This is a genomic window from Kutzneria sp. NPDC051319, from assembly GCF_040682195.1.
Taxonomy (GTDB): Bacteria; Actinomycetota; Actinomycetes; order Mycobacteriales; family Pseudonocardiaceae; genus Kutzneria.
This window is the reverse complement of the sequence record NZ_JBFBAM010000001.1, coordinates 224,464-249,523: the sequence shown is the minus strand read 5'-3', so window position 1 is coordinate 249,523 and position 25,060 is coordinate 224,464. Positions and strand designations below refer to the sequence as shown.

Genomic DNA, 25,060 nt, shown 5'->3' with positions numbered 1-25,060 from the left:
TATCCGATGTGAGGACTCACGCGGCGCCGGCTGCGGCCGGCCCAACACGTTTTGTTGGCTGCGGCCCGCCGGAGCGGGGCCAACCACAACGATCCGACAGCAATGGCGGATCGGCGTGCCGCTGCGTCACAGCCCATCGGTGAACTTCGTCATCGACCTTCGCAAAGGAGACCCAGCCATGTCCATGGTGATGACGGCGCGCGATGTCCCTGAACTCCGGGCACGCATGGCTTCGTGGGCACGTGATCCGGGCACCGACGGCGCGGCCAACTGGTTCACGTTCTGGCTCGGCCCGCGCCCCGAACAGGCCACCGAGTCACGGGTGTTCGACCTCGTCGACGACGTGGCCGCGACCATCAGCGGCACGCTCGCCGCCCAGTTCCCGGCCGCCGAGTTGTTCTACGTGTCCGACGACATGACCGCGCTTGCAGGCCACGCCGCGACGACATTGACCGACTATCGCCTGCACCCCGAGGACCTGCCCGCGCAGGTCGGGCTCATGGTCTACGCCCACCCGCCGGTCACCGCGACCGGCAGCCACGACGGCATCACAGCGGTGTCGTGGGGACCAGGGCGCGGCGGGCTGTGGGTGCACACCTGGGCGAGGCCCACCCCGGCGTGGACCACCGGCACAGCCCGAATCGGCCGGGTGCTGGCCGAGTTGCCCCACGACCAGGTGCTCGCCCGCGCGATCCGAGGCTCCCGGCAACCGCCGCCCGACCCCGGTGCCGACCCGCCGACCACCGATCAGGCCGCCGACGCGTTCGCCGCCGGGTTGTTGCCGAACCTGCGGCGTGCGCCCATCCCGCCCTCGTTCCTCCCGTCGCACGGCTACGGCTGGCGGGCCTTGACGCCAATGGAGTTCACCGACATGCAGGGCTGGCCCGGCTACCTGCCCAGCAACGGCGAGGGCATGGACACGGACGCGAAGATCGCGTTGGAGCGCACCATCCTCGCCACGTGGCTGCTGATGGGCCAGACGCTGGCCCGCTCCGAGCAGCTCACCGCGCCCCGCGCGGCCCGCCGTCGGATCGCCCGCGACGACCCGCGCCTGGACCCCGCCGTCCGCTTCATCGACCTGCGGCGCGCCCGCACCGAACCCTGCGACCACGCTGACGACGGTCCGCGCACCTCGACGCGCGAGTACCGGCACCGCTGGATCGTGCGCGGTCACTGGCGCAACCAGTGGTACTCCAGCCGAAACGACCATCGACCTATTTGGATTGATCCGCATTTCGCGGGACCGGAGGACAAACCATTGCTGGGCGGCGAGCGAGTCAACGTGCTGCGCCGGTGACCGCGCAATTGACCACCCCGGCCGACACGGAGCGTGTCTCGCGCCTGTCAACCACGACCGGAACACCACCGCGAACAACCGAAGGAGCAGACCATCATGCCGATCGACCACAGCACCCCCGACACGCCCGAATCGCCTGCCAGCGCGGCCGTGGTCGCACGAGCATCAGCACACCGCGCCAACCACGCCATACCCGGCGCGGACACCGCACACATCGACGGCGAGACGGCACTGCGGGAGTGGGAAGGCCTGCCACCGGACACGCGCATCCTCTTTCCCGCCTTCGCCACGCCGATGGGCCAACCCGGGCAGACGTGCGCCCTGCTCGTGCAGGCCGTCGGCATCACCGCAGACGGTGATCAGGAGGAGCTGGAGCTTGTCGCCGGGAGCTGGCTGACCGGCCAGGCCCTGCTCCCGGCCGACCTACACGACGGAGACCTCGTCGTGCGGATCACACCACTGGACAACACCGTCGACGCGGTCGACTTGGAGATGCTGCTCGCGCACCACGGCCGCTGGCACCGAGTCGGGGCATGGCTGCATCTCGGCTCCACATGGCCGGTCATCCTTGCCCCCACCGCCGCCACCGTCATGGGCCTGTCCACCGACATCGCCGAGGCAGCCGCCCGCCACAATGCCGCCGCACCCTCCACTTCGCCGCTGGCCGGGCCGAATCATGGTGGCGTCAGTGCGTTGCTGGACGCACGACTGGTGAAGCCAGGTGAGGAGTTCCTCTGGGAACGCCGCAACAACGGCGTGCGGCACATCGCCCGCGTCCGGGCCGACGGTGCCGTCGTCCTGGCCGACGGCCGGGTGTTCGCCACCCCATCCGGTGCCGCCACCGCGCTGGGCGGCTACGCCCAAAACGGCTGGGGCGTCTTCCGGCGAGTGTCCGACGGCCGACCGCTGAGCGGTCTGCGAACGGACCTTCGGATGCGACGCGGGCAGTAGGCCGCACAAACCGTGCCCGCGCATCGGACGCACAAGAGAGGTCTGTCATGACCAGCTTCGAGTCCACAGTGGATCGGCTTGCCATGTGGGGTGCACGCGCTGGAATCGGTCCCGGTTTTACCTTGGAGGCCGCCGCCGTGCGGCTCGCCGACGACATCGCCGAGCTACGCGAGGACGGCGGCATCCCGTCGCATGTGCGCACTGTGATCACTGTTCTGCCGCAGCAGCGGGTGTTGGAGATCCGGGTCGAGGGCCTGTCGGTCGAGGCCGACCCGGACCGGACCACGATCCGCGAGGTGACCAACACCCTTTTCGAACTCGCCAGCTACCACAACATCGTCGGCCTCGATGCCGCAACGCCACCGTTGTTCACGCAGCGCATTCTGCTGGTCGGCAGCGACGGCCTACCGTTCTCCGCGATGATCGGCGCGGGGTTTGGCGACGTGGAAACCGTTACCCGGCAAGGCAACTGGCCGGACATCTAACCCCGCGCCAGTCGCACAGGACTAGAGAGCCGTCGGGGCACCATGCCGGGATCGGTCCGATCCACACCCTGACTATCCCCGTCCGGCGCGTCGATCGACGACATCAAGCGGACTCTGCAACGACGGCACCCCACCACATGCACAGCGAAAACCGAGAAAGCACTACTGACAATGGAGAATTCTTCATGAACGTGTCAATCCTCCGCACAGTTTGCTTGATGTCCACACTCTGCGCGGGGATCCTGGACGTAACCTGGTTCCTGTTGGGGACCATGGATCGTGTGCCTGGTCCTCGGGCTGGAAACGATCGTCAGCTTTCTCTACGTCGCCCTGAGGATGCCCGCCGAGAAGTGGCGAAGCTGCCGCTGGTCGTTCCACTCCGGGGCCTTTGGACTGTCGGTGTGGAACGAGTACGGCGACCGTGGCTCACTGAGATCGGATGCGCTCGCGCCCGACGCCGTTGCACACCCGCACTACGGCCTCGGGGCCTGAAACGTCAGGGGTGCGACCCCTGAGCTCGTGGAATGACTCACGGTCGACGGCGACACGGTCAGCGTGAGCGGTCGCTCGTCCAGCGCGTCAGCGGTTGCCGAGTCGTCGGCGTCCTGGCCCGGTCGGGTCTCGAGCGCGGGTTCACCACCGGCGGCGGGGACGCGGTCGAGTTCCTGCCGGGCTTGGTTGATCCACATCAGCCACATGACCTCGTCCCGGGTGCCCCGCGTTTCCGCCCGCAGGGCGGACAGCGTCCCTCGCACTCGGGCGGCCAACACCGGATGTCCGCGCACCGCAGTCCAAGCCTCGCGGGCGCGGGCATCGTGCTGCTTGACGAGCTGACGGACCCGATCGACCAAGCTGGCCTGCGGCAGCGCGAGCCACTCGGCGATGAGGTTCTCTGCGGTGAGCATTCGCGGGTATCCTCCACGTTTCACATCCGTGACGCCGCACACGTCCTCGCGCGGCGTCGACCTCGATACTGCCATCCTAGCCCCAGTCAGGTCAGGCTCGGCGCCGGCTGATGTTTGCAACGTTTTTCCTATGCTCCAACAGATCCGGCAGGTCGGGTCGCGCCCAGGTAGTCCCTCTCCGCGTAGGACTCGATCGTGACGACCTGACCGAAGTCCGGCGCGTCGATCATGAGACCTCCACCAATGTAGAGACCGACGTGATGAATGTTGGCCAGGGTGCCGAAAAAGACCAAGTCACCCGGCAGCAACGGCTGCCCGGAGGCCACAAGTGGCCCGGCCCGGTACTGGGTGTCCGCGGTGCGCGGTAGGGTGATTCCCGCGGCGGCATAGGCGGCTTTGGTCAAGCCACTACAGTCGAACCCACCATCCTGGACCCCATTTCCGCCCCACACATACGGAAGCCCCCTCTGCCCGCAGGCATAGTTGATCGCCGCGAGCGCGCGGGCGTTGAGGGCCTGGATGGCATTGCAGTCGCCAGTGCCGACCACTGCCGCAGCGGCGGCGTACTTCTTGGCTTGATCGAGCACTTCCTGCACGTACCAGTCGGCGTGGTTGTAGGAGAAAATGGCCGCGCGCACGTCGCCTCGACTAACTCCATTGTCGCACAAGTAAAACGCGGCCGCATAGACGGCGTCATGCGGATTGTACCGAGAGGGTGGGCTGGCGCCGCCGGGCGGGAGTTGGTGTCGCGCAAGGACTCCGTCGAAGCTGGCCTGCAGGAACTGCATGGGCCCCGCAGCGTGGGCGGCATTCTCCCCGCTGCTCACCCCGGGCAAGGTCGAGCGTCCGTGGTCGGTCTCGATCTTGCCGATCGCGGCGAGGATCGTCCAGTCCAGTCCTGGGCACACCCCGGCCGCCGCCCGGTACAGGGCGAGGTAGTCGGCGGGGATGTCGGCCAGCGCGGTCGCGCTGGGCTGACTGCTGCCGCCGCCGAACACCGCCGAGAACACGCTGGTCATCCCGGCGGCGATCAGCACCGGGATCAGGATGATCACCCCGAGGCCGGCCACCGCGACCTTGCCGGTCACCGCTGGCCTCCGCGCCGGCGCCGCGCCAAGGTTCTGGCACAGCGGGCGGTGTCGCTGACGCCCCACACCGCGCTTGTCCCGGTCATCGCCGCGAGGATCCACCACCACCCGGCCCAGCCCCAGCAGATCAGGCCGAGCACCAGCCACACCGTGACGGCGGCACACACCGCGCCGGCGAACGCCGCCTCCGGCAGCACCTGCCGCGTGGGGTGCAGCCCCCGTGAAGTCTGCACCCGGCCCATCGCGTCGAGCTCGATCTGCCGCAATTCGGCGGCCAGTCGCGGGTAGAAGACCGCGAAGTCGCGTGCGTCCATGCCGGTCTCACCGCCCGCCCATGCTCGGCCCGCGCGAGCTGGCCGGCGGCATCGGCGCCGGCGCCGGGGCCATCGACACCAGCGAGTCCACGCTGCCCTGCTCGTCGTCGGAGGCGGTGATCGGCGGCGGGACATGCGGCCACGCGATCAGCAACTGGTTCAGGCAGCGCCGAACCGGGGTCGCGCCGTGTGTGTCCAGTGGGAGCCAGACCTCGTCGGCGGGACTCGGGTGCGCCGCGGTGGGGTTGAGCAGCTCGGCCGCGGCGGTGGCCACCGGCACCGAGTCCGGGTCGTCGAGCTCGCGCCACACCTTCGACAGCAGTCGGCGGGCGGTGGCCTCGCGCCGCGCGGTCGGCAGCCACACCAGCAGCGGCGTGGTAATGCCGGTCGCCTCGGCCAATGCGGAGTAACCGGTCAGTTTGCCGGTGAGTTTGCCCAGGACCTCGGTGCCGAAGTCGTACTCCAGGAAGAACTCGACGGTCTGCCCCTGGGCGGTCCAGCGCCCGTAGGCGTCGGGTTTGATCAAATCGCCGAAGTGGCGGGCGCAGCGGGCCTCGGACCACCAGGCATCCAGCACGGCGTGCTCGCCCGGATCAGCATGGCGCGCGTGGTCGACCAGGGCGGTGAACCACTCGTTCACCCCCACGGTGTGCGCCAGGCGCAGGCTGTGCGCGACGCCGAACGCACGGTCGTGCCGATAGCCGAGTTCTTTGACGTCCAGGCCGTCCTCGGCGGCCAGCACCGCGGCCCCGGCGGGGGCGAGCACGTAGTGCATCGGCGCCGTGCCGACGGAGACGAACGGCTGGAAGCGGTCGACCACGCCCCACTGGAACAGCTCCCGCAGCCGCATCCGACCGGAGCGGAAGCTGGGGAACGCGAGGGCGGTGATCTGGTGGGCGGTGAGCACTCGGTGCTCGTGGATCATGCGGATGATCCACCGGTCCCGCGGTGTGAGTCGCCAGGCGAGAAGTCCTTGGTGGTCGGCGGTGTTAGCCGCGCGTGGGGTCGGTCGGGTGGGCTTGTGGCCGCGCAGGGAGCGCTGCTTCGTCGGATTGGTGATCATGATCGTTAATCCTCCGTAGAAATGGGCGGAATTGCGTCGAACTGGGCAGGCGGTGACGCGATCGAGCGATTTCGCTGCCTTCTCATCGATACAGCGGACAGCGTCGTTCGCATGCGGCAGGCTTGACGCATGGCTGGTGCTCACGTAGACGTGTACGAGCTTCTCGACGCCGGAGGCGCGTGGGAGTGCCCTCGCTGCGAGCGAAGGACCACGCAGTACCCGGCTCTGTCACATGTGCGTGACGAGCGGACTGGCGACAGTCCTCACATCTGTTCGGACTGTGGCGACGACGAGGACTTCCAGAGGTTCATCGACGGAACGCCTCCAACCGCGGTGCGGTACTGGCCGATACGTCGTCCGTTGGGCTCGCTCATGCGTGACAGGTCGCGCGGAGTTCTTTTCGGGCCAAGGGATTGCGGGACTCAGGCAGATGGGCCACGTGTTGGCGTGTATTGGGATGGACGGTTGGAGGAGTGGCTGGCCGCTGTCTTGGCGTCGGACCCCGACAGTGCCCGTGGGCCGGGTGATCTGCAGACCTGGTCGTTCCCCACCCGCAGGCTGCTCGACGAGTACCTGACGTCGGTGACGGAGCGGTCAGAGCGTGATGTGCACCATGTGTTGCGACACTTCCTGTTCGACGGCATGACGTTCGGTTTCGACGACGACCTGCTTCGTGCGCTGAGGGCGAAGTACGACGAGTTCTTGGCACTGCGGGAGAAGTACGAGTACTTTCGTCGGCTGCGCCTCACCATGCGACCCGGCGTGCATGCGCATCCTGGTGTTCGGTGGGTGATTGACCTCCTGCCCGACTCTCCGGCGCGCGCCGCCATGGTCGTTGAGTCATACGTGCGGGCACACCCGGGGCGCCTTCCTTCGGGCCGAACCGAGGGGTTGAAGGACGCGGTTGCTGTGATCAACACCTACTACATCAACAACAGCTCCATCCTGTGGCGTGAAGCGCTCATGAGTATCACCCCGCGGCAGTTCGAGTGCCTGATCGCCCGTCTGTACGCGGCGATCGGGTTCGATGTCACGCTCACGCCGCCGGGCGGTGACGGCGGGCGGGACGTAGTCGCGGTGCAGTCGACTCCAGGTGGGAAACAACGACTGCTGATCGAATGCAAGCAATACGGCCGCAAGGTGGATGTCAAGCAGGCACGGTCCCTACTGGGGGTCGTGTTCCATGAACACGCCACAGGTGGTGTGCTCGTCACCACCAGCAGCGGCACCCGAGGCGTCCACGCTCTTGCGGGCGCCAACGCGGGGTTCGACTTCGTGGACGGTCCCCGGTTGGTCGTGCTCTTGAACAAACACCTGGGGCCACAGTGGCCGCAGCGGCTCGACTGGCTGACACGCCCCCCGTAACCCGACGACTTCCACCCCCGTTCATCACGTCGCGCTGGACTGCGCGCATACGTCGTCGTCTCGAATTCACCCGAGGTTCGGTCGGGCCGGAGATGTCGTGCTGCTGGGCGGTCAGAGATGGCGACGCGGGTCGGTGCTGCGAGGGCGCACCACGGGCCCGGTCGCCAGGTTACGGTTCCTCGGTCGCGACCCGGTGGTGGACGTCGGCGAGAGCTGCGAGGACGAGCTACCGTTGGCGCTTGGGTAGGCGGTGCGAACGCGCAGCGCACGCCGGGCCACGGTACGGATCTCCCGTGCACGGCCGGGGATCGCGCGCGGGAGCGGCTGGGTGCGCATGGTAAACGGCTGCGCCTCCTCGCCGTTGAGCACAAGGCGTACGGCGGCGTGGTAGACGCCAAGGTGCGCGAGGTCGTGATCGGACAGCCGCGGCGCGGTGTGCCGGGACAGCTCGCGGGAGTCCTCAGGGCTGGCGTTGAAGAAGATCTTGCTGCGGGCGTTGGTGGACATGCCCTCCCGCAGTTCGCGGGGAAGCTGTCCGAGGTGTTGGTGCGCCAGAGTCATCGCGACCCGGAAACCCCTAGCCTCAGCCAACATGTCCTCGATCGGATAGGGCAGGTTCAAGAAATTATGGCACTCATCGATGACCATCGAGGCGTCTTTGCGTTGGTGTTGCGGCGTTCGCGCGCGGCCGGTGGTGGCCTGCCAGGTGCGGGCGACGACGAGCGACCCGACCAGCCGCGTGGTCTCCTCCCCGAGACTTCCCTTGGGGATACGGACAAGGCAGATGCCGCCGTCAAGCACCTCACTCATGTCCACTGTGGAGTGCCCGCCGGCGATGGCGTCGCGGACGAAGGGCCGCAGCAGGAACGCGCGTAGCTTGTTCATCAGGGGGCTGATCACCTGGCTGCGGCTGGAGTCGGTGAGTTCTTCGTACCAGGTCCAAAAGCCACGCAAGACCGGGTCGGTGATCCCGGCGGTCACCCGTGAGCGGAACGCCTCGTCGACCAGAAGCTTGGGCAGGTCTGCCAGCGTGGCGATGCCTTCCTGGGTGCGCAGTGCCAGGCACGCGGAGCGCATGACGTCGTCGGTGCGCGGCCCCCAGAACGCGGAGTACACCCTGCGGAACACGCTGACGAGGTTGTCGACGGTCAGGTCGGTCTCCCCGCCATCCAACGGGTTCAGACACGGTGGGCGGCTCTTGCTGTCGGCGTCGAACAGCACGACCCGGCCTGCCGCCTCGCGTGGAAGCCGACTCAGGATGTCGGTGACCAGGTCGCCTTTGGGGTCGATCAGCACGATCCCGCGCCCGGTCTCGGCGTCGGCCAGGATCATATTGCCCAACAGGGTGGACTTGCCGGAGCCGGTGGCGCCGATGACGTGCAGGTGGTGTCGGGCGTCGGGCACCCGCAACGCGACCGGCCGCTCATGTCCGGTGTCGGTGATCCCGAGTGGCTTGGCCTGCGGGCCGGGAGTCGCGATGCCGGGAGGCGGCGAGATCGCGCGGGCGCCGGCACGCTGCACACCGGGGATGGACTCGTCGGTGGGCAGGTGTGCCAATGCCGCCAACTCCGGGACCGACAGCAGGTCTCCTCGGCCGAGGCGACGTTGATCCAGCACGGTGCCGGGGTGGCGGACGCGTTTGCGGCCGTAGCGGTTGTGCTCGGTGTAGGAGGCGAACGACGCGGCCAGCGCGTGTGCCCGGCCGCGGGCGACGTCGCGGGCGGTGCGGACCTCGCGATCGGTGGCGCCCTCGGGTAGGAGGGTGGCCACGGCGTAGCGGATGACCGTCTCGAACTGGCTGCCGCGCTGCTTGGCGACGATGGCCCGGTTCTGCGCGGAATACTCCAGCGAGGTCTGCGGGTCGCTATGGAGCTGGCCGGACTTGGTGGTGTGTCGGGTACTGCTGGCTTTGACGCCGGGCGTGATGAGGTCGAGCAGCCGGCCGACCAGGCGGGTGGAGCCGCCGGTGTGCACCCGGCGCGCCGAGCGGCGCGCCCTCGCGACGCGGCGGCCGGTGACCGGGCGGGCGAGGATCTGCACACAGGCGTACTCGTCGCGCCCAAGACCGACGGGCGCGCCGATGAGCGCGCGGATCGGGTCGGCGTCGAAGTCAGTGCGAATCGGCAGCGCTTCTGACCGAGCCAGGCGCAGTTCGCCGCCGACGACCAGCCGCCGTTGCCCCGCGCCGGGTGCGGGGAGCGGTGGCTGGGCCTCGCCGACGCGGGTGTGCGCGCCCGGCCAGGCGGCCTCCACGGCGCGCTCGACCAAGCCAGGCGGGATGACGCCGGGAACCCACAGCCGGATGGCGACACCGGCCTCGGAGAACCCGTACTCGCAGGCGACGTGCGGCTGGCCGGCCAAGGCGCGGCGCCAGGCCGGACGTAGCAACCCGACCAGGTTGGACCACAGCGCGGTCCCGCCGGCGGGGTCGACGGTGGGCGGGGCGAGCACGGTGATCTGGCGGGCGTCGGCGACCAGGGCGGCGTGCCGGCGCCCCGCCAGCCACCGCCGCTCGGAGAGCACCACGAGTACCGAGAAGACGACGAACACCGACACGGTGGGCCACCAGACCGCCAGCCACTGGCCGATCGGAACGAGGACCGCGAGCAGGGTGCCCAGTGGATCGCGCAGGTACTGGCCGAGCCAGCCACCGGACAGGCCGATCGGCTTCGGCCCGCTGCCCGGCGGCAGGACGGTGGACAGTGGGTGGAGGCGGGCAGCGGGTATCACAACAGGCATTGCGGAAGTCCTTTCACCAGAACAGAAATTGAGACCCCACGGCGCGAGGCGTCGGTATCAGGCGGCGTCGAGGTTGATGTGGTCGTCGGGACCGGAGGACCCGAACGCGTCGCTGTCACTGGCCGTTGGCGTGTCGTCGGCGAAGCCCAGATCGACGTAGGATTGCTCGGTGTCGGTGTCGCCGATGTCGCCTGTCTCTTGGTATTCAGCGAGTTCAGCGGGGTTGCTCGTGACGAGGTAATGCTCGGTGGGCGACGCGATGGACTGGAACGCCACGCGCTGTGTTCCGGCCGAGAGCAGTCCCTGTCCCTTGTCCGCCGACAACAGGAACTGACGTTCCCCGGCCGACAGGTCGAAGGTCTGGGTGATCTCGTCGATGGCCTGCGACGCCTGGCGAAGCAAGACTTGGGTAGCGGCGTTCGCCACGACTGCCTTCCCGAGATCACTGCCCAGCACATCGGCGGTGTCCTGGGTGGCGACGGTCAACCCCGCCCAGTGCTTGCGGGACGCCTTCGCCATCCTGAACAGGAACTCGGCGCCGGAGCGCTCTTTCATCAGCAGCCACGCCTCGTCCACGACGACCAGACGCGGGCGGCGGATCGCCGGGTTGGACACGCGCCGCCACACCGCGTCCAACGTGAGCAGGGTGCCGATTCCCTTCAGCTCATCGGGCAGGTCCCGCAGACTGAACACGATCAGATGCCCGTCGGGAGTGGTCGTGGTCGGCCCGTCGAACAATTGCTTGAACGCGCCCTCCACGAACGGGTGCAGCCTCGCGTCGAGCTCGGTCGCGGCCCGGTCACCGGCGTGGCCGGCCGCGGTCAGCTGGTCGCGCAAGGTCCGCAAGGTGGGCGAGGGACGGGTCCAGGTTCGGGGGTCGGCGGTGATGCCGACGGACTGGTAGGTGGCGGCGATGGCGCGGTCCAGCGCTGCCCGTTCGGCGGAGTCCGGCTCGCCGCCGAGCAGGACGGCAATGACGGTGTGCAGGAACAGCGACCGGCGGACGAGAGCGTCTTTCGGGGCGGTGCGCCGGCCGTCGGCGCGGGTGTGGATGGGCAAGTCGAACGGGTTGAGCCGCACGCCTTCGGCGCCGAGGTGCACGTAGGTGCCGCCGACCGCACTTGCGAGGCGGGCGTACTCGTCCTCCGGGTCGACGACGGCGATCTCGATACCCCGGTACAAGCTGCGCAACAGTTCCAGCTTCACCAGGTAGCTCTTGCCCGCGCCGCTGCGGCCCAAGATGACGCTGTTGTGGTTGTGCATTCCCTCGCCGAACCGATCCCAGTGCACCAAGCCCTGGGAGCCGACGTTGTACCCGTAGAGCACCCCGGAGGGCGCCGCCACCGAGGTCGGGTCGGCGGCGGGCAGGTCTGGGCTGGTGAACGGGAACGCCGCCGAGAGCGCCGAGGTGTCGAACGTGCGGCGCATGCCGATGAGGTCCAGGCCCATCGGCAGGCACGACACCCAGCCCTGCAGCGACCGGTAGGTCGTGTGCTTCGCGTCCAACAGCAGGCTTGCGCACAGCGCCCGCAGCGCGGCCACCTCATCGGCCAGCGCCCGCTCGGTCGGCGCGTGGATCGTGAGGTACAGGCCGACGCGGAACAGCTTTCCTTCGCCCCGCGCGACGCGCGAGGACAGGTCGTAGGCGTCTTCGGTGGCGGCCTCGACCTGCGGGTCATACAGGCGGCCGTGCTCGGCGGTGTGGCGGCGGCCAGACTCCAACTTGGCGAGCTGTTTCTTGAGCCGGGACGCGGCGGTGGCCGGGTCGATCGGCTCGACATGCAGGGCGACGTCCAGGCGGCCGGGGTAGGTCAACAGCGGGGCGAGCCAACCAGGGTGCACCTCCCTGGGGAACCCAGTCACCGCGAAGGAGGAGACCCACTCGTTGCTGACTTCCAGGTGGCGTGCGCCGACGGACAGGGCGTCGGGGGTGAACGCGGCAGCGCGCGATGCGGGCCGGGTGGTGGGGCGGCGCTGGCCGCGCCGGGTTCGGGCTCGGGTGGTCATCACGACCGCCCCCTTTCGTAGTCGACGTCGTCGTCTTCGTCGCCGTCGTAGTCGTAGTCCCAGTCGTCGAGGTCGGTGTCCGGGTCCGGTTCGGCGTCGCGCTCGGCGTGCCAGAACCTGGTGTTGGCGAGGTCGTCGTCGCTCAGGTCGCTGCTGTCGCCGGTGGTGGTGATGACCTCGTCGGCCCCGGCCAGCCCGGCTGAGGGCGGAAGGAACGTGTCGGGGTTGCACGCCGACGCGAGCACGGCCGTGGCTTGTCCGGCGTCCAGCGGGGTGACCACGATTCCGGCCGGCGCCAGCAGCTCGACGGCCTCGCCCAGGCGGCGCACCAGTCGCGACTCCGCCGCCCGCCGCACTCCGACGCTCACCCGGCCGGTGTCGGTGTTCGTGCGCCGTTTACCGCGGGCCAGCGCGGTCAGGACCGCCAGCGGGGACGGTCCGCCGAGGCCGTCGGTGGGGGCGGCGGTGGCGCCGATCGGCTCGCGCAGGATTAGCAGCACCTGGCGGCGCAGCAGGTCGGTCTGCTCGCCGAGCTGGGCGAGGTAGTCGGCGTGTTCGACCGCGGCGGCCTCCAGCGCCGGGTGCGGCAGGCCACCGGCACGGGCCAGCAGCTCGGTGATCTGCCCGGTCAGGTCGAGGCGTTCGGTGCGCACGAGGATCTGCACGGGTGCGGTCAGGCTGTGCAGGTAGCGGCCGAAGCTGGCGACGAGCGCCTCTTGCTCGGACAGGGTGCGTAGCGCGAAGTTCACTGTGGATGCGACGGCGACCACGGCCAGCCCGTCCGCGCCGAGGTCGACCACGCCGGTGTCGGTGATCGCCTCGGCGGGCAGCCGCAGCGCGGAGGGCGAGATCTCCTCCCGCACCGGCGGGGTGTTCTTGCCTTTGCCGTGTCGTCCGCCGCGCCCGGTGCTGGCGGTGGCGGTCTCCTGGCTGGTGAGCCAGGCCGGTGCGGGTCGTACCCCTTCGGGGGCGGAGACGCGGTGGCGGGGTGCGACGCGCTGGCGGATCGCGGCCAGCAGCATCCGGTCCATCGAGATCCCGTCGCGTTGCCCAAGCGCGAGGATCGCAGCAGCCGTCCCGACAGGGATGGCCAGCGCGAGGAACACGGGGATCGGCAGGAACGCGCGGGTGGCGGCCCAGGCGGCGTAGAGCACCAGGCCGGTGACGGCGAGGATCGCCAACTGCCGGGCGGTCAGCGGCCCGAGGACGCGGTCGTGCATGTCGACGTCGGCGGGGATCCGCACGGCGTAGGGCCCGGGCGTGCGGGTCTCGCGATAGCTCACTGGTGGTCACCCCGCCGCTGTCCGCGCCGTGCCGCTGGGTCGCGGGGCGAGCGCGTGGTCTGGGCGCGCGCGGCGTCGTGCGGCCGGGAGGCGGCGGAGCGCCGCCGGTTGCGGCGCGGCCGCGGGAGATGGCCCTCGCGGCGCAGTTGGGCGGTGACTTCGCGTTGCAGGGCGGTGATGTCGTCTTCGGTCAGCCCGTCCGGGCTGTAGTCGGGCGTGCTCATGGCTTTCCTCCGGTCGTGGGTTTCGGTGGTGGGGTGGAGCGCGGGGGTTTCGGGAGGTCCAGCGGGAGCCGGAGCTGCCGTCCACCGCGCGCGGCGGGCCGTGGCGGCGGGGCCGGTGGCGGCGGCGCGGGCGTGGCGGGCGGGACTCGGCGGAGGCCGTCCAGCGGCAGCGGGTACTGCCCAGACCGCAGCGACCGGTTGCCCTTGTAGGGGTCGAACGGCAACTCCAACTGCGTGCTGCGCGGCCGTGGCCGGGGTGGTGTCGCCGGTGACGGTGGACTGGCCGGGCGCGGCTTGCGGGTCACGCCCAGCGGCAGCGGGTACTGGCCCGAGCTGGTCGGCCGGTTTCGCCGATACGGGTCGAACTCGAACTGCAGTTGCTGCCCGCGACGACGGCCGCCACCCGACGCCGGCGTACTGGGTGAGGCCGGAGGCGGAGGCGGCGTGACCCGATGCACGTTCAGCGGGAGCCGGTACTGCCCGTCGCGGCCCAGAACCGGCTTGTTCTCCGGCCAGTCATCGCCCAACGGCAGCGCGAGCTGCACGCCTGTCGGCGCCCGCCGCGGACCGAACGGGCTCGTCGCGCCGTGGGCGGGATACCGGGCGTGCGAAGGCTTCGGCGCACGGCCACGCTTGAGCCCGGTCAGCGGCAACACATACTGACCAGTCGAGGTCGTCGCCACCCGCGCATACGGATCCGGCGCCGGTGTGGGACCGTCCGGCCGGGCACGACGGCGACCGCTCCCCCGGCCACCGAGCAGGCCGAACGTCTTGTACGCGACGAAGCCGCGCAGCAGCGAGCTCACCACGCCGCGGCGCCCACCACCGCCGCGGACGGCCCCCAAAATCCAGAACGGGATCTTGAACAGGATGAACATCAAGGCCAGACCGACCAAGATGTTGGTCAAGGCACCGGCGTTCGGGCCGAGCGGCGTGAACGCGGGCGTCAGCAGCAGCCGCACCCCGGTGATCAGCGCGAGCGACTGTCCGACCTGGATCGCCAGGCACCCCCCGAACGCCTTCCACCACGTGTAGGCGATGCCCTCGGTGTGCGGCAGCCCGTGCGCCATCAACAACAACGGAGCCCCGGCGATCAGCAGGATCGTGAGCGTGACGCGGACGATGAACGTGAGCAGGACCGCGACCACGGCGCCGGCAAAGACCAGGTCCAGGACGATCTCGAAGAACCCTTGGCTTGCCAGCGACGCGAGGTAGTTCTCCTTGAGCGCCTCGGCGGCGCTGTTCACGTCGACGCCGCCGCCCATCACCGCCACCGACAGCGCGTTCGCCAGCTGGATGCCTGTGGTGGCCACGACCATGCTCAGCGCACCGGCGACCACACCCACCACCAGGCGCGGGGCGATCTCTTTGATCGTGTACCGGGCCTGCAAGGATTCGTAGGCCATCACGACCACACCGGCGATCAGCACGATCAGCACGTAGACAGCCAGCAGGATCTGCCACGACGACGACCACAGGTCGGCCAACCCCGGGATCGAGTCCGGGGTCGGGGTCGTCAGCAGGGTGTGGCCGAGCAAGTCCAGCAGCGGGTTGAGCGCGGCGGACACCGTGGTGCGGAAGAAGCTGGTCATCACGTTGTCGATGCAGACGCCCCACGTGCTCGGGTCGAAGACGCTGCACTGCGCGTCCGGGCTGCCCCCGCCGCCCGTCGTGGGCAGGGTGGGCTCGGTCGAGGACGCGGGCAGACACTGCAACCCGACACACGGCGTCCCGGCCGTGGTGGTCGGCAGCCCGCTGGGCAACGGCAGCGTGGTCGTCGCTGTCACGGTGACCGGCGGCAGGGCGCAGACCGGCAACGCGGAGCCGGGCGGGCAGGTGTCCACCGGCGATCCCGGCACCGGCTGCGAGGGCGACGCCGTCGACGCACTCGGCACTGCGGCCACCGCCGTGCCGGTGACGGCGCCGGCGGCGAGCGTGCTGCCTACAAGGACGGTCAGGGTCAGCGCCAGCACGGCCAGCGCCCGACCGCGCGTCATGCGCGGCAGCCACCCCGCGACACGGGCGAGCGACCGGCAGGGGCGGCCACCGACGCGACCGGTGCTGCTCGCCCATGGAGGCGCGAGCTGGTCCCGCGCAGCGCCGATGACAGCCGCCGGACGGGCCGGGCTGGGCTCGTCGGCGTGCAGGCGGCGGACGGTCGGGACGGCCGACCTCCGGTGGCGGGGGTGCCTGGTCGCGGACATCGCTCAGGCCCCCACGATGCCCTGAAGCACGGTCAGGACCACCGGCGCGAGCGCGGCCAGGCAATAGCCGATTCCGGCGGCCTTGAAACTCGTCTTGGCCTTCTCGATCTCGCCCGGGTCGCCGCCGCCCATCAGGTAGCGGGTCCCGCCGATCGTGAGGAACACCGTCGCCAACCCGGCCAGGATCCCGACGATCCAGTTGCGGATATTGGTCAACACCTGATCCACCGACCCGGCCAACGCGAGGACCACCGTGGTCTGCGCGTGCGCGGCCGAGGCGGACAACAGCAGCACGAGAACGGCCAACTCGGTGATCACCGCGAGCCGCCGCCGCACCGTGCGGCGACCACCCGCCGACCCGCGAGAGATCGGAGGTGTGGTGGCCTGCTCGTCGGTCGACCTTGCGGTGCACGAGCGGGCGATGCGGCATCGCCGGGGCACGGCGGCGTGCTGGGGGCCGGGTCCGTGGCTGGGCCGGGGCGTGGTGGGGCGGCGGTCGGAACGGGGCTTGCGGGGTGAACGGGTCAGGCGCATCGCGGCACCTCCGGAGTCGGGTCCGACGGCGCTGCGGGCCGGTCGGGCGGGGTGGTGGTCGCGGGGGTGGTTGGTTTCCTCCCGCACCCCTGAACTCCGGTTTTCCGGCCCTTGGGGGACAGGCGACGGCGAACTTTCTTGGCCGTATGAGCGCTCAGTTCGGTAACGGAAGGTGACGATGCGCGGGCGGCGGTGATGGCGTGGGCGGCGCTGGTGATGGTCAGCGCGTTGGCGACCTGGTCGGTCAGATCCCGCTCGCCGGGATCGGTGTCGACGTCGGTCGGGGCCTCGTCACGCAGATAGGCGAGCAGCCGGTACTCGGCCCGGAGCCGGATCTTCTTGACCGCCTCGTAGTTCAGGCCGCGGTCCTCGCCGGCGGTCGCCAGCGGCAGTCCTTCCAGCCGGGTGGCGCCGATCAGCTCCGCCTCGTCGGCGGTGATCGCGCCCTCGGCGACAGCGCGGGCCAGGACGAAGTCGGGATGTCCCCAGGGCATCTGGGGTGTGACCGAGCGGAAGCCGCTGCCGGACGGTATGGGTGCGTCCAGGGCTTCGCGGACGGCGGTGTGGCCGGCGCGGTAGGCGGCCCAGCGCAGCCGCAGCACGATGCGCGGCTTGCGCAGATCGATGTGCGCGAGCTCGGCCACGAAGCCGGTCAGGACGGCGGCGTGGATGTCGCTGGGGTCGCCGACGAACTTCGTGGTGAGCTTGTTGGCGATCTTGCGCAGCGCGGGCAGTGCGAGACCGACGCACCCGACGGTCCAGGTCTCGCCGTCGGTGCGGGACAGAAGGACCAGGTGCGCCCACACGGCGTGCCGCAGGGCCTGGGTGCAGTTGCCATCCAGCAGCAGGGTGCGCAGCTCGTCCAAGGGCACCCGGCGGGCGGGTAGGCCGGGGAACAACCGGCCGTCGACCGAGATCGGATGGGGTCCGGTGATCAGCCACTCGTACGCCGCGCGGGCGGCGTCCAACGGGCTGGAATTGCGCCCGAAAGCGGGGCGGGGAAAAGCGTGGTTCGCGGCCATGAGTGGCTCCCTGTGCGAGTCGAGGAGAAAACGACTCGTCTAGAACGCCACAGGGGGTAGTACCGAACTCTAACCAAACTAGTACCGAGCTAGTACCAAACTAGTACCGATGATCTTCAGTGATCATCTACTGAACCAACGAGATCATCATTTGACCCTCGTGGACACGGCTCGAAGGTCGGTTCGCGATCATGAAGCGATCATCGGTAATACCCAGTGAGCAGCGATTATGGTTGATCGGTACTAGTTCGGTACCAGTTTGGTAAGCGTCGTAGTCGCACAAACACAACGCGTAGCCGCCCCTGGGCGCGAGGCGCGCGCAGGTCGCCAAAAAGAATTCTCGCCGCATCCTTGAGAAGTCTTTCTCGCCGACCTGGATCATTCTCCGCGCACGTGAGCACGCGAGCCTTTCCCGGCTCGCTGGCGACGTCGACACGGAGCGGGAAAAGTCGACAAGAAAAGTTGGGGTCCCCCTGTCCCCCAGGGGCCTTTATTTAGGAGTTCAGGGGTGTCATCAGCGCCACGTGCCGAACGGGGCGCACCACCTGGCACCGGAGGACACCCGTGACCCAGCCCGCCAAGTCAGCTCCTCGCGGCCCGAAGCGGCGCAGCGACTCCACCCGGCCACCCGCCACCCGGTCGGGCACCCGCCGGGGTGGGGACCGCCGCCCCTACCCGACCGCCTCGACGACCACCAGGGTCAGCCCCGCCAAGCCTGGTTCGACCGGCGCGACGGCGCGCTCGCGGGGCTCGAAGTCCACCCCGACTCCGGCGACCGTGTGGACGGCTGGCCCGGTCCCGATCGACCTCGACGCGGTCTGGCCCACCGCGATCGTGGCGAAGATCGTCACCTCGTTCAGCGTCCCCGGCGGGCGCGTCGTGCTGCTGCCGTGGCCGACCACGCACACCCGTCTCCGGCTCGCCGTGGTGGGCGCCGACGGGGTGATCGACCACGCTCCCGGCACCGAGCCGGACGCCGAGCTGGCCGACGCGCTCGACACGATCGAGGGCCTGGGCCGGACCGGCCGCGTCGTGCGCGTCGCGGCGGATCCGAGTGTCTCGGGTCCCGCGTCGGAGCCGTTCTGGGCCGACCTCGTCAGCGGTTCCGACCGCGCACCGGCAGCCCTGTCCGAGCCGACGCCCGCGGGTGGTGACGGCCGTGTCCTCGACGGTGTCGCGACCGGTGCGAAGCAGGCGGATCTGATCATCACCAGCCTGCGTCCCGAGCACTCCGGCAACCGCGCCAGCGACCTCGTGGCGTTGCTCGCGGCCCGCCTGCTCCGCGTCGGCGGCATCCTCGTCGTACTCACCCACTGCGACTGGACGCAGGGCGAGTTGGTGGACCCGAGCGGGCCGGTGGTGGCCTCGGCGCAGAACGCCGACCTGCTCTACCTCCAGCACATCATCGCCCTGCACGCCCCGGTGCGCGACGGCGCCTTCGCCACCGAACTCGTCGGCCGCGCGGCCGACGAGTACGCCCGCACGCGGCACCGCGCCGCGGCGCGTGGCCTGCCCGCACCGCACCGGCGGATCCAGTCCGACGTTCTCGTCTTCGCCAATCCACAGGACCACGAACCGCCTCGCCCGGCTCCGGCCGACGCGGCGTTCAGGACCGGAGTCATCCGATGACACCCCGCCCGGCCCCGAACCCCGCCCACCCCGGACACCACCGCCAGGAAGGCACTCCCGTGGCTGACGACCGCTCCCCGCACACCCCTACCGACACCTCCACCGCCACCACCCCTGGCGCCGCGGAGACCTCCGGCGACACCGTGCCCGGCGACACCACCCAGCGCATCCAGGACGCGGTCATCGACGACCTCGTCCCGCACATCGGGAGCGCTCACGACGACGGCGAGAACGTGCCGGTCTCGGTGTGGACGACCGCGCAGACCTCCCCGGCCGCCCAGCGCAAGAACCGCTACACGCCCGAGTCCACCGCGCACCCGGCGAAGATGCTCCCGGCCGTCGCCGCGCACGCCATCGCCCACTACACCCAGCCCGGCGATCTCGTGCTCGACCCGATGTGCGGGATCGGCACCACCCTCGTCGAAGCCGTCCACTTGGGACGCCGCGCGGTCGGCATCGAGTACGAGCCGCACTGGGTCGACGTCGCCCGCGCCAACCTGCAACTGACCCGTGACGCCGGTGTCGACCACGACGCGACGGTGTTCCACGGCGACGCCCGCCAACTCGCCTCGCTGCTGCCGCCGGAGTACGTCGGGCAGGCCGCGCTCGTCGTCACGTCGCCCCCGTACGGTCCGTCGACGCACGGGCAGGTGTCGGTCGTGCCGGGCGGCGGGGTGCAGAAGTACCACCACCTCTACGGCAACACCCTGGACCGAGGAAACCTCGCCAACATCGGCCACCACCGGCTGTTGGCCGGGTTCACCCGCATCCTCGCCGGCCTGGCCGGTTACCTCCGGCCCGGCGGGCACATCGCCATCACCATCCGGCCCTGGCGCGAGCACGCCGAGCTGATCGACCTCCCGTCGCAGATCCTGGCCTGCGGCCGGCACGCCGGTCTGATCCCCATCGAGCGGTGCGTCGCGTTGCTGGCGCGCGCGGCCGAGCAGGACCTGGTGGCGCGGGGGTCGTTCTTCCAGCGCGACTTCATCCGCAAACAGCGTGAGGCCGGACTGCCGCTGCACCTGATCGCGCACGAGGACGTCCTTGTCTTTCGCACACCGCTGGTGCGCCAGAGTTCGGCGACTCGCGTCGGCTCCGAGGTTCGGCGGCGGCCAGCGCCTGCCTGTCTGCCACGGATCCCCCATCACTCTAGCGGCGCGGGCCAGGCGTCTCGGCGGGCGGCATGACCACCCGACCGCGCCCCGCACCGCATCGGCCGGGGCATGACTCCGCCCCCGCCCCCGTCGCCGTCTCCACGGCGGCGGCGGGGGCGGTGCGGGCGGCCACGTTGACGGCCCCAGCGAGCCCTAGTCCTATCGTCGGCTCGGTCTGCACCGGCTACGGCGGACTGGACCTCGGCGTGCTCGCCGCACTCGGCGGCGGCCGAATCGCGTGGTGCGCCGACCCCGACCCACACATCGCGGCGATCCTCGCCGCCCGGATGCCCGGGGTCCCCAACCTCGGTGACGTTCGCGCCATCGACTGGACCACAGTCGAGCCGGTCGAGGTGCTCACCGCCGGCTTTCCCTGCCAGGACATCTCCGCCGCCGGACGGCGCGCGGGCATCGAGAACGGAGCGCGCAGTGGCCTGTGGACCGACATCGTGGCCGGCGTTCGCGTACTACGACCCGCGCTCCTCGTTGTGGAGAACGTCGCCGCGCTTCGCTGGAAAAACGGCGGACTCCACCGTGTACTCGGCGACCTGGCCGAAGCGGGGTATGACGCGGCATGGCGTAGCGTCCGCGCCGCCGACGTCGGCGCCGCGCATCGCCGCGAGCGGGTGTTCCTGTGCGCCTGGCCCCGCGCCGGTGCCGCCGCGCACGGAGGCGAACATGCTGCCGACGCCGACCGCGCACGACGGTTCCTCCAACGGCATCTCGGCCGACAGTCGGCAGGGCGGCCCGTCGCTGCTGGACCAATTGCGACTGCTACCGACGCCGACAGCATCGGACGCGAAGAACTGCACTCACAGGACCCAGACCGGTGGGCCGTCGCTGCCCGACGAGGCGCGGCTGCTGCCCACGCCGAGGGCGTCGGACACCGGCACGGCGGGACGCCGAGCAGGCGCCGGGTTCCGGCCACCGTTGTCCCAACAGGTGCTCCCGTTGGTCGACCCGCAGGCGTTTCTGCCGACGCCGCGGGCGACCGACGGGACGAAGGGAGCCCCGGCGCAACGGGGCTCCAAAGGGGACCTGATGTTGCCCTCGGCGGTGATGCGCCTGCTGGCGACGGACGGTGCGACACCAGGCAGCGACGGCATCTCGTAGCCGTCCCTGCGCTGTCCGATCACGACAGCGAACCGGAGCACGGGGAGGTGAGCTGGGGTGACTACGAGCCGGCCGTGCGACGCTGGGAGCGGGTACTCGGACGACCGGCCCCGTTCCCGACGCAGCCGGGCCGGCATGGCCGCCCGGTGCTGGCGCCCGCCTTCGTCGAGTGGCTTCAAGGGCTCGAACCCGGGTGGGTGACAGGTCTGGCGTTGCCGCGCACTGCCGAGCTTCGCGCGCTGGGCAACGGTGTCGTCCCGCAGCAGGCCGCCTACGCGGTCGGGCTGCTGCTGACCGACCTGGCCGGGCTCCTCGGTCTCACCTCCGAGGAGCCCGGCGCAGACGGGCAGGAGGCGAACGCGGCATGACCACTCTGCTGTCGAACCCGACCTCCGGTCCCACCTTGCGGTTGCTCTCGCTCGGCGCCGGTGTGCAGAGCACCACGGTGCTGCTGCTCGCCTGCGACGGCGTGATACCACGCTTCGACTACGCCCTGTTCGCCGACACCGGCTGGGAACCACGCCAGGTCTACGAGAACCTCGCGCGCCTACGTGCCCACGCCGAGAACGCCGGTATCCCAGTGCGGACCGTCTCGGCGGGCAACATCCGAGATGATGCGCTCGACCCCGCCCACCGGTTCGTGTCAATGCCTCTACACGTGCTCAACGCCGACGGCAGTCGAGGCTTAGCGCGCAGGCAATGTACTAGCGAGTACAAAATTTCGCCGCTGAAGAAGGCGGCGCGACAGTTGCTCGGTTACCCGCATCCTCGGCGGGTTCCGCGCGGCGTGTACGTCGAGCAGGCCATCGGGATCAGCACCGACGAGTTCACGCGCGCCAAGGACTCGGGCGTGCGGTACCTGCGCAACGTGTTCCCGCTGATCGAGCTGGGCTGGGACCGCACCCGCTGCGCCGAGTACCTGGCCGAGCGCGGGTTCGGCCACACCGTGAAATCCGCCTGCGTCGGTTGCCCGTTCCACGGCAACGCCGGCTGGAGATGGATCCGCGACAACGACCCGGACGGCTGGGCCGAGGCGGTCGAGTTCGACAGGGCCATCCGCGACGGCTACGCCCACGCCACCGAACAAGGCCAACAGCTGCGCGGTCAGTACTTCCTGCACCGCTCCTGTCAGCCACTCGGCGACGTCGACCTCGACCCGCCCGCCGCAGTCACCAAGCGGCACTTGCGGTTGGTCACCACCAGCGCCGTGGAGGAGGACGACCCGGACGGCTGCTCGCCGCGGTCGTGCCGCTCCGGCGCCGCCGTCGCCCTGGAGCGTGCGGGATGACCGCGCCCGAGCACCCGCCGGTTAAAGCGTCGCTGCTCGCCCTCGGTCGATGGTCCGGTGACGAGACCAGGCGTCGCGTCACCGGGACGAGCCTGGTGGTACTCGCCGCTTACATCGGCACCATCGTCACCGCGAACTGGGCCTCCACGCACTGGAGCGCCCTGTACGTCGGCCCGGTCGCAGTTCCGGCCGGGACGCTGTGGGCCGGGGTGACGTTCACCCTGCGGGACCTGCTGCACGAGTACCTCGGCGGGCGCGGCGTGTTCGCCGCGATCGCGGCCGGCGCCGGGCTGTCCTGGCTGCTGGCGACACCGCAGATCGCGATGGCCAGCGTGCTCGCGTTCACCGTCTCCGAACTCATCGGGTCCCTTGTGTACAGCCGACTGCGGGCCTGGTCGCTGCTGCGTGCGGTGCTCGGCTCGAACCTGGTCGGGCTCAACATCGACAGCGCGCTGTTCGTGCCGCTGGCGTTCGGGTCCCTCGCTTTCGTGCCCGGCCAGATCATGGGCAAGACGGTCGCCACAGTGCTGACCGTCGCGGTGCTCGTCGCAGCGAAGGCGGTGCGGCGGGCGGTGCGGTCATGAGGTTCTACCTCGGCACCCACCAGCCCGCGTGGCTTTCCCGCGACCTCGGCGTGCCGCTGCTGGTGTCGCATCGGCGGTTGGCCGGCCGCCGCAGCCTGCCGCGCGCGACCGGGCCGTGGGCGCTGGACAGCGGCGGCTTCACGGAACTTTCGCTGTACGGCGCGTGGCGGACCGACGCCCGCACCTACGTCGCCGCCGTGCGCCGCTACGCCGAGGAGATTGGTCAGCTCGACTGGGCCGCGGGTCAGGACTGGATGGTCGAAAGCGATGTGCGGGCTCGGACCGGGGCTAGTCTGCGCACCCATCAGCACCGCACGGTCGCCAATTACCTCCAGTTGCGGGAGTTGGCGCCCGAGTTGCCGTTCATCGCGACCCTGCAAGGGCAATCGGTTGCCGACTACCAGCGCTGCGCGGACCTCTACGAGCGGCACGGCGTGGACCTGGCCGCGCTGCCTCGGGTCGGGGTAGGGAGCATTTGCCGTCGCCAGCACAGCGGCGAGGTGGAACAGATCGTGCACTCGCTGGCTGGCCGCGGCCTGCGTCTGCACACCTTCGGCGCGAAGGTCCTCGGTCTGGCCCGCTATGCCGACGCGGTCTGCTCCAGCGATTCCCTCAGTTGGAGTTTCCGGGGGCGTCACGTTCCCGGCTGCTCTCCCAGCCACCGCAGCGAGTCCAACTGCGTGTACTTCGCTTTGGCCTGGCACACCAGGCTTCTCGCGTCCCTCGCAGCCGACACCGGCGACCACCCGGAACCCAGGCGACCGGTGACGTCTCTACCCACCACGAAACGCACACGGGCACCCGGTCACGGGCCACGCCCGCATCGAGCGAGCGCGCCCACCCGACCTGCTACCCGTGCCCGACGCGAGCGCTTATCCATCAGCGACTCGCCGCTGGCCGCTGCTGCCTCGCGGCCTCACCCGACAAGGAGTCAGCCATGACCACGAACACCGACCAGGATGACGTTGCACGCTGGGCCGCGACCGCCGGCCGCCGCTCTCTCACCCAGCGCGTCGCCGCTCACGGCGCCCGCCTGTTTGGCTCGTCGAAGCGACAGCCGACCGACAGGAGGAGCGGCCTGACGACCGACAACTCGGAGGTGCCCTGGGCGGTCCGCCAGCGCGTCCTGCGCGAGTACCACACCGCCACCCTTGCCCAGGCACGCCGCGGGTCCGAGGACCTGGTGCGCGCCGGGTTCAACACCGGGGCGGTGCCCTATGGCTACCGGCCCCGGCGAGTCCGGGTCAGCCCGTCAGGGCGGCGCACGCGGTGGCGCACGCGGCTGGTGATCGAGCCGGCCGAGGCCATCACCGTGAAGCTGATCTTCCGGTGGCGGGCCGAGGCGGGGCTTGACACCGCCGCGATCCGGCGGCGCCTCATCCAGGCGCGCTGCCCCGCGCCGCGCGACCCAGAGACCGGTCTGGAAGGCGTGTGGACACGGGCGGCGGTGCGGGCGATCCTACGCAACCCGAAGTACACCGGCCGCCAGGTCTGGGGCCGCCACCATCACGGACGGCGGGTTCCCCGAGCGCAGTGGGTCTGGTCGCAGGAGTGGGTGCATCCCCCACTGGTCACCGTCACCGAGTTCACGGCGGCCAATCGCCACCAATGGCGCGTGGACACCCCGCCGACCGGCAACGGCGGCACCACGGCGTGTGCCGGGTGACCCCGTCGCGGTGCTACCGGCGACCAGGCCCGACGTCGTGCCCGTAGTGGCCCGCTGCCGACCATTCAGCGGCAGCGCGGGTGACACATCCAGAACGGATGTCCGCCCAGCAGCGGCCGTGGACGAGTAGCGGCAACAGTAGCTC

23 protein-coding genes and 1 pseudogene are annotated in these 25,060 nt (G+C 70.3%); 13 read left to right on the top strand and 11 right to left on the bottom strand.

Annotated features, from left to right (window positions below):
• Nucleotides 1–178: 178 nt before the first annotated feature.
• The 3 genes from AB0M73_RS01170 (at nucleotide 179) to AB0M73_RS01160 (ending at nucleotide 2,733) form a co-directional block, all read left to right on the top strand.
• Nucleotides 179–1,297 (top strand): hypothetical protein, encoded by a 1,119-nt coding sequence (locus AB0M73_RS01170; RefSeq protein ID WP_363885396.1) that lies wholly within the window; start codon nucleotides 179–181, stop codon nucleotides 1,295–1,297.
• Nucleotides 1,298–1,393: 96 nt separating this feature from the next.
• Entirely contained in the window at nucleotides 1,394–2,248 is an 855-nt protein-coding gene (locus AB0M73_RS01165) for a hypothetical protein (protein ID WP_363885395.1), read from the top strand.
• Between the two features lie 47 nt (nucleotides 2,249–2,295).
• Entirely contained in the window at nucleotides 2,296–2,733 is a 438-nt protein-coding gene (locus AB0M73_RS01160; RefSeq protein ID WP_363885394.1) for a hypothetical protein, read from the top strand.
• Between the two features lie 473 nt (nucleotides 2,734–3,206).
• On the opposite strand, the gene AB0M73_RS01155 is transcribed toward AB0M73_RS01160, so the two are convergent.
• The 4 genes from AB0M73_RS01155 to AB0M73_RS01140 form a co-directional block, all read right to left on the bottom strand.
• Nucleotides 3,207–3,638, bottom strand: coding sequence for a hypothetical protein (locus AB0M73_RS01155; RefSeq protein WP_363885392.1), 432 nt, complete (start codon nucleotides 3,636–3,638; stop codon nucleotides 3,207–3,209).
• Nucleotides 3,639–3,766: 128 nt separating this feature from the next.
• Nucleotides 3,767–4,726, bottom strand: a complete 960-nt coding sequence (locus tag AB0M73_RS01150; protein WP_363885390.1) for a C40 family peptidase — start codon at nucleotides 4,724–4,726, stop codon at nucleotides 3,767–3,769.
• Entirely contained in the window at nucleotides 4,723–5,040 is a 318-nt protein-coding gene (locus tag AB0M73_RS01145) for a hypothetical protein (RefSeq protein WP_363885388.1), read from the bottom strand. Before AB0M73_RS01145 ends, AB0M73_RS01150 begins: the two co-directional genes overlap by 4 nt.
• Before the next feature lie 7 nt (nucleotides 5,041–5,047).
• Nucleotides 5,048–6,103: a replication-relaxation family protein gene (locus AB0M73_RS01140; RefSeq protein ID WP_363885386.1), complete on the bottom strand. Its 1,056-nt coding sequence runs from the start codon at nucleotides 6,101–6,103 to the stop codon at nucleotides 5,048–5,050.
• Nucleotides 6,104–6,568: 465 nt separating this feature from the next.
• On the opposite strand from AB0M73_RS01140, the gene AB0M73_RS01135 reads away from it, so the two are divergent.
• The gene (locus AB0M73_RS01135) at nucleotides 6,569–7,468 is read left to right on the top strand and encodes a restriction endonuclease (RefSeq protein ID WP_363885384.1); all 900 of its coding nucleotides are present in this window, start codon (nucleotides 6,569–6,571) and stop codon (nucleotides 7,466–7,468) included.
• 111 nt (nucleotides 7,469–7,579) lie between these two features.
• On the opposite strand, the gene AB0M73_RS01130 is transcribed toward AB0M73_RS01135, so the two are convergent.
• The 7 genes from AB0M73_RS01130 to AB0M73_RS01100 form a co-directional block, all read right to left on the bottom strand.
• The gene (locus AB0M73_RS01130) at nucleotides 7,580–10,207 is read right to left on the bottom strand and encodes a DUF87 domain-containing protein (protein ID WP_363885382.1); all 2,628 of its coding nucleotides are present in this window, start codon (nucleotides 10,205–10,207) and stop codon (nucleotides 7,580–7,582) included.
• A 57-nt stretch (nucleotides 10,208–10,264) separates the two neighbouring features.
• A complete protein-coding gene (locus AB0M73_RS01125) occupies nucleotides 10,265–12,214 on the bottom strand; it encodes a DUF87 domain-containing protein (protein WP_363885679.1) in 1,950 nt (649 codons plus the stop codon).
• Nucleotides 12,214–13,458: a PrgI family protein gene (locus tag AB0M73_RS01120; protein ID WP_363885677.1), complete on the bottom strand. Its 1,245-nt coding sequence runs from the start codon at nucleotides 13,456–13,458 to the stop codon at nucleotides 12,214–12,216. The genes AB0M73_RS01125 and AB0M73_RS01120 overlap by 1 nt, the downstream gene beginning before the upstream one ends.
• Before the next feature lie 35 nt (nucleotides 13,459–13,493).
• Nucleotides 13,494–13,721: a hypothetical protein gene (locus AB0M73_RS01115; protein WP_363885380.1), complete on the bottom strand. Its 228-nt coding sequence runs from the start codon at nucleotides 13,719–13,721 to the stop codon at nucleotides 13,494–13,496.
• Entirely contained in the window at nucleotides 13,718–15,718 is a 2,001-nt protein-coding gene (locus tag AB0M73_RS01110) for a hypothetical protein (protein ID WP_363885377.1), read from the bottom strand. The genes AB0M73_RS01115 and AB0M73_RS01110 overlap by 4 nt, the downstream gene beginning before the upstream one ends.
• 210 nt (nucleotides 15,719–15,928) lie before the next feature.
• Nucleotides 15,929–16,240, bottom strand: coding sequence for a pilin (locus AB0M73_RS01105; protein ID WP_363885675.1), 312 nt, complete (start codon nucleotides 16,238–16,240; stop codon nucleotides 15,929–15,931).
• A 209-nt stretch (nucleotides 16,241–16,449) separates the two neighbouring features.
• Nucleotides 16,450–17,481 carry a hypothetical protein gene (locus tag AB0M73_RS01100; RefSeq protein ID WP_363885375.1) on the bottom strand — a complete coding sequence of 344 codons (1,032 nt, stop codon included), beginning with the start codon at nucleotides 17,479–17,481 and terminating at the stop codon, nucleotides 16,450–16,452.
• Between the two features lie 564 nt (nucleotides 17,482–18,045).
• Between AB0M73_RS01100 and AB0M73_RS01095 the strand changes: the two genes are divergently transcribed.
• From AB0M73_RS01095 to AB0M73_RS01055, 9 genes and pseudogenes are all read left to right on the top strand, one after another.
• Nucleotides 18,046–19,110: a hypothetical protein gene (locus tag AB0M73_RS01095; protein ID WP_363885373.1), complete on the top strand. Its 1,065-nt coding sequence runs from the start codon at nucleotides 18,046–18,048 to the stop codon at nucleotides 19,108–19,110.
• The gene (locus AB0M73_RS01090) at nucleotides 19,107–20,297 is read left to right on the top strand and encodes a DNA methyltransferase (protein ID WP_363885371.1); all 1,191 of its coding nucleotides are present in this window, start codon (nucleotides 19,107–19,109) and stop codon (nucleotides 20,295–20,297) included. The genes AB0M73_RS01095 and AB0M73_RS01090 overlap by 4 nt, the downstream gene beginning before the upstream one ends.
• A pseudogene (locus tag AB0M73_RS01085) lies at nucleotides 20,294–20,845 on the top strand (DNA cytosine methyltransferase); the annotation flags it as partial. The gene AB0M73_RS01090 and the pseudogene AB0M73_RS01085, both read left to right, overlap by 4 nt.
• A gap of 97 nt (nucleotides 20,846–20,942) precedes the next feature.
• Nucleotides 20,943–21,377, top strand: coding sequence for a hypothetical protein (locus AB0M73_RS01080; RefSeq protein WP_363885699.1), 435 nt, complete (start codon nucleotides 20,943–20,945; stop codon nucleotides 21,375–21,377).
• Nucleotides 21,378–21,424: 47 nt separating this feature from the next.
• Nucleotides 21,425–21,745, top strand: a complete 321-nt coding sequence (locus AB0M73_RS01075) for a hypothetical protein (protein ID WP_363885697.1) — start codon at nucleotides 21,425–21,427, stop codon at nucleotides 21,743–21,745.
• On the top strand, nucleotides 21,742–22,665 hold the full coding sequence (locus AB0M73_RS01070; RefSeq protein ID WP_363885369.1) for a hypothetical protein: 924 nt from the start codon (nucleotides 21,742–21,744) through the stop codon (nucleotides 22,663–22,665). The genes AB0M73_RS01075 and AB0M73_RS01070 overlap by 4 nt, the downstream gene beginning before the upstream one ends.
• On the top strand, nucleotides 22,662–23,249 hold the full coding sequence (locus AB0M73_RS01065; RefSeq protein WP_363885367.1) for a VUT family protein: 588 nt from the start codon (nucleotides 22,662–22,664) through the stop codon (nucleotides 23,247–23,249). Before AB0M73_RS01070 ends, AB0M73_RS01065 begins: the two co-directional genes overlap by 4 nt.
• Nucleotides 23,246–24,190, top strand: a complete 945-nt coding sequence (locus AB0M73_RS01060) for a hypothetical protein (protein ID WP_363885365.1) — start codon at nucleotides 23,246–23,248, stop codon at nucleotides 24,188–24,190. Before AB0M73_RS01065 ends, AB0M73_RS01060 begins: the two co-directional genes overlap by 4 nt.
• On the top strand, nucleotides 24,187–24,915 hold the full coding sequence (locus AB0M73_RS01055) for a recombinase family protein (protein WP_363885363.1): 729 nt from the start codon (nucleotides 24,187–24,189) through the stop codon (nucleotides 24,913–24,915). The genes AB0M73_RS01060 and AB0M73_RS01055 overlap by 4 nt, the downstream gene beginning before the upstream one ends.
• The last annotated feature ends 145 nt before the right edge of the window (nucleotides 24,916–25,060 follow it).

Bases quoted from the DNA above. Each gene is read 5' to 3' on its own strand.
- AB0M73_RS01155 (WP_363885392.1), bottom strand. From the start codon at position 3,638: ATGCTCACCGCAGAGAACCTCATCGCCGAGTGGCTCGCGCTGCCGCAG.
- AB0M73_RS01110 (WP_363885377.1), bottom strand. From the start codon at position 15,718: ATGACGCGCGGTCGGGCGCTGGCCGTGCTGGCGCTGACCCTGACCGTC.
- AB0M73_RS01145 (WP_363885388.1), bottom strand. From the start codon at position 5,040: ATGGACGCACGCGACTTCGCGGTCTTCTACCCGCGACTGGCCGCCGAA.
- AB0M73_RS01115 (WP_363885380.1), bottom strand. From the start codon at position 13,721: ATGAGCACGCCCGACTACAGCCCGGACGGGCTGACCGAAGACGACATC.
- AB0M73_RS01170 (WP_363885396.1), top strand. From the start codon at position 179: ATGTCCATGGTGATGACGGCGCGCGATGTCCCTGAACTCCGGGCACGC.
- AB0M73_RS01070 (WP_363885369.1), top strand. From the start codon at position 21,742: ATGACCACTCTGCTGTCGAACCCGACCTCCGGTCCCACCTTGCGGTTG.
- AB0M73_RS01130 (WP_363885382.1), bottom strand. From the start codon at position 10,207: ATGCCTGTTGTGATACCCGCTGCCCGCCTCCACCCACTGTCCACCGTC.
- AB0M73_RS01165 (WP_363885395.1), top strand. From the start codon at position 1,394: ATGCCGATCGACCACAGCACCCCCGACACGCCCGAATCGCCTGCCAGC.
- AB0M73_RS01060 (WP_363885365.1), top strand. From the start codon at position 23,246: ATGAGGTTCTACCTCGGCACCCACCAGCCCGCGTGGCTTTCCCGCGAC.
- AB0M73_RS01055 (WP_363885363.1), top strand. From the start codon at position 24,187: ATGACCACGAACACCGACCAGGATGACGTTGCACGCTGGGCCGCGACC.
- AB0M73_RS01160 (WP_363885394.1), top strand. From the start codon at position 2,296: ATGACCAGCTTCGAGTCCACAGTGGATCGGCTTGCCATGTGGGGTGCA.
- AB0M73_RS01080 (WP_363885699.1), top strand. From the start codon at position 20,943: ATGCTGCCGACGCCGACCGCGCACGACGGTTCCTCCAACGGCATCTCG.
- AB0M73_RS01090 (WP_363885371.1), top strand. From the start codon at position 19,107: ATGACACCCCGCCCGGCCCCGAACCCCGCCCACCCCGGACACCACCGC.
- AB0M73_RS01140 (WP_363885386.1), bottom strand. From the start codon at position 6,103: ATGATCACCAATCCGACGAAGCAGCGCTCCCTGCGCGGCCACAAGCCC.
- AB0M73_RS01065 (WP_363885367.1), top strand. From the start codon at position 22,662: ATGACCGCGCCCGAGCACCCGCCGGTTAAAGCGTCGCTGCTCGCCCTC.
- AB0M73_RS01100 (WP_363885375.1), bottom strand. From the start codon at position 17,481: ATGGCCGCGAACCACGCTTTTCCCCGCCCCGCTTTCGGGCGCAATTCC.
- AB0M73_RS01125 (WP_363885679.1), bottom strand. From the start codon at position 12,214: ATGACCACCCGAGCCCGAACCCGGCGCGGCCAGCGCCGCCCCACCACC.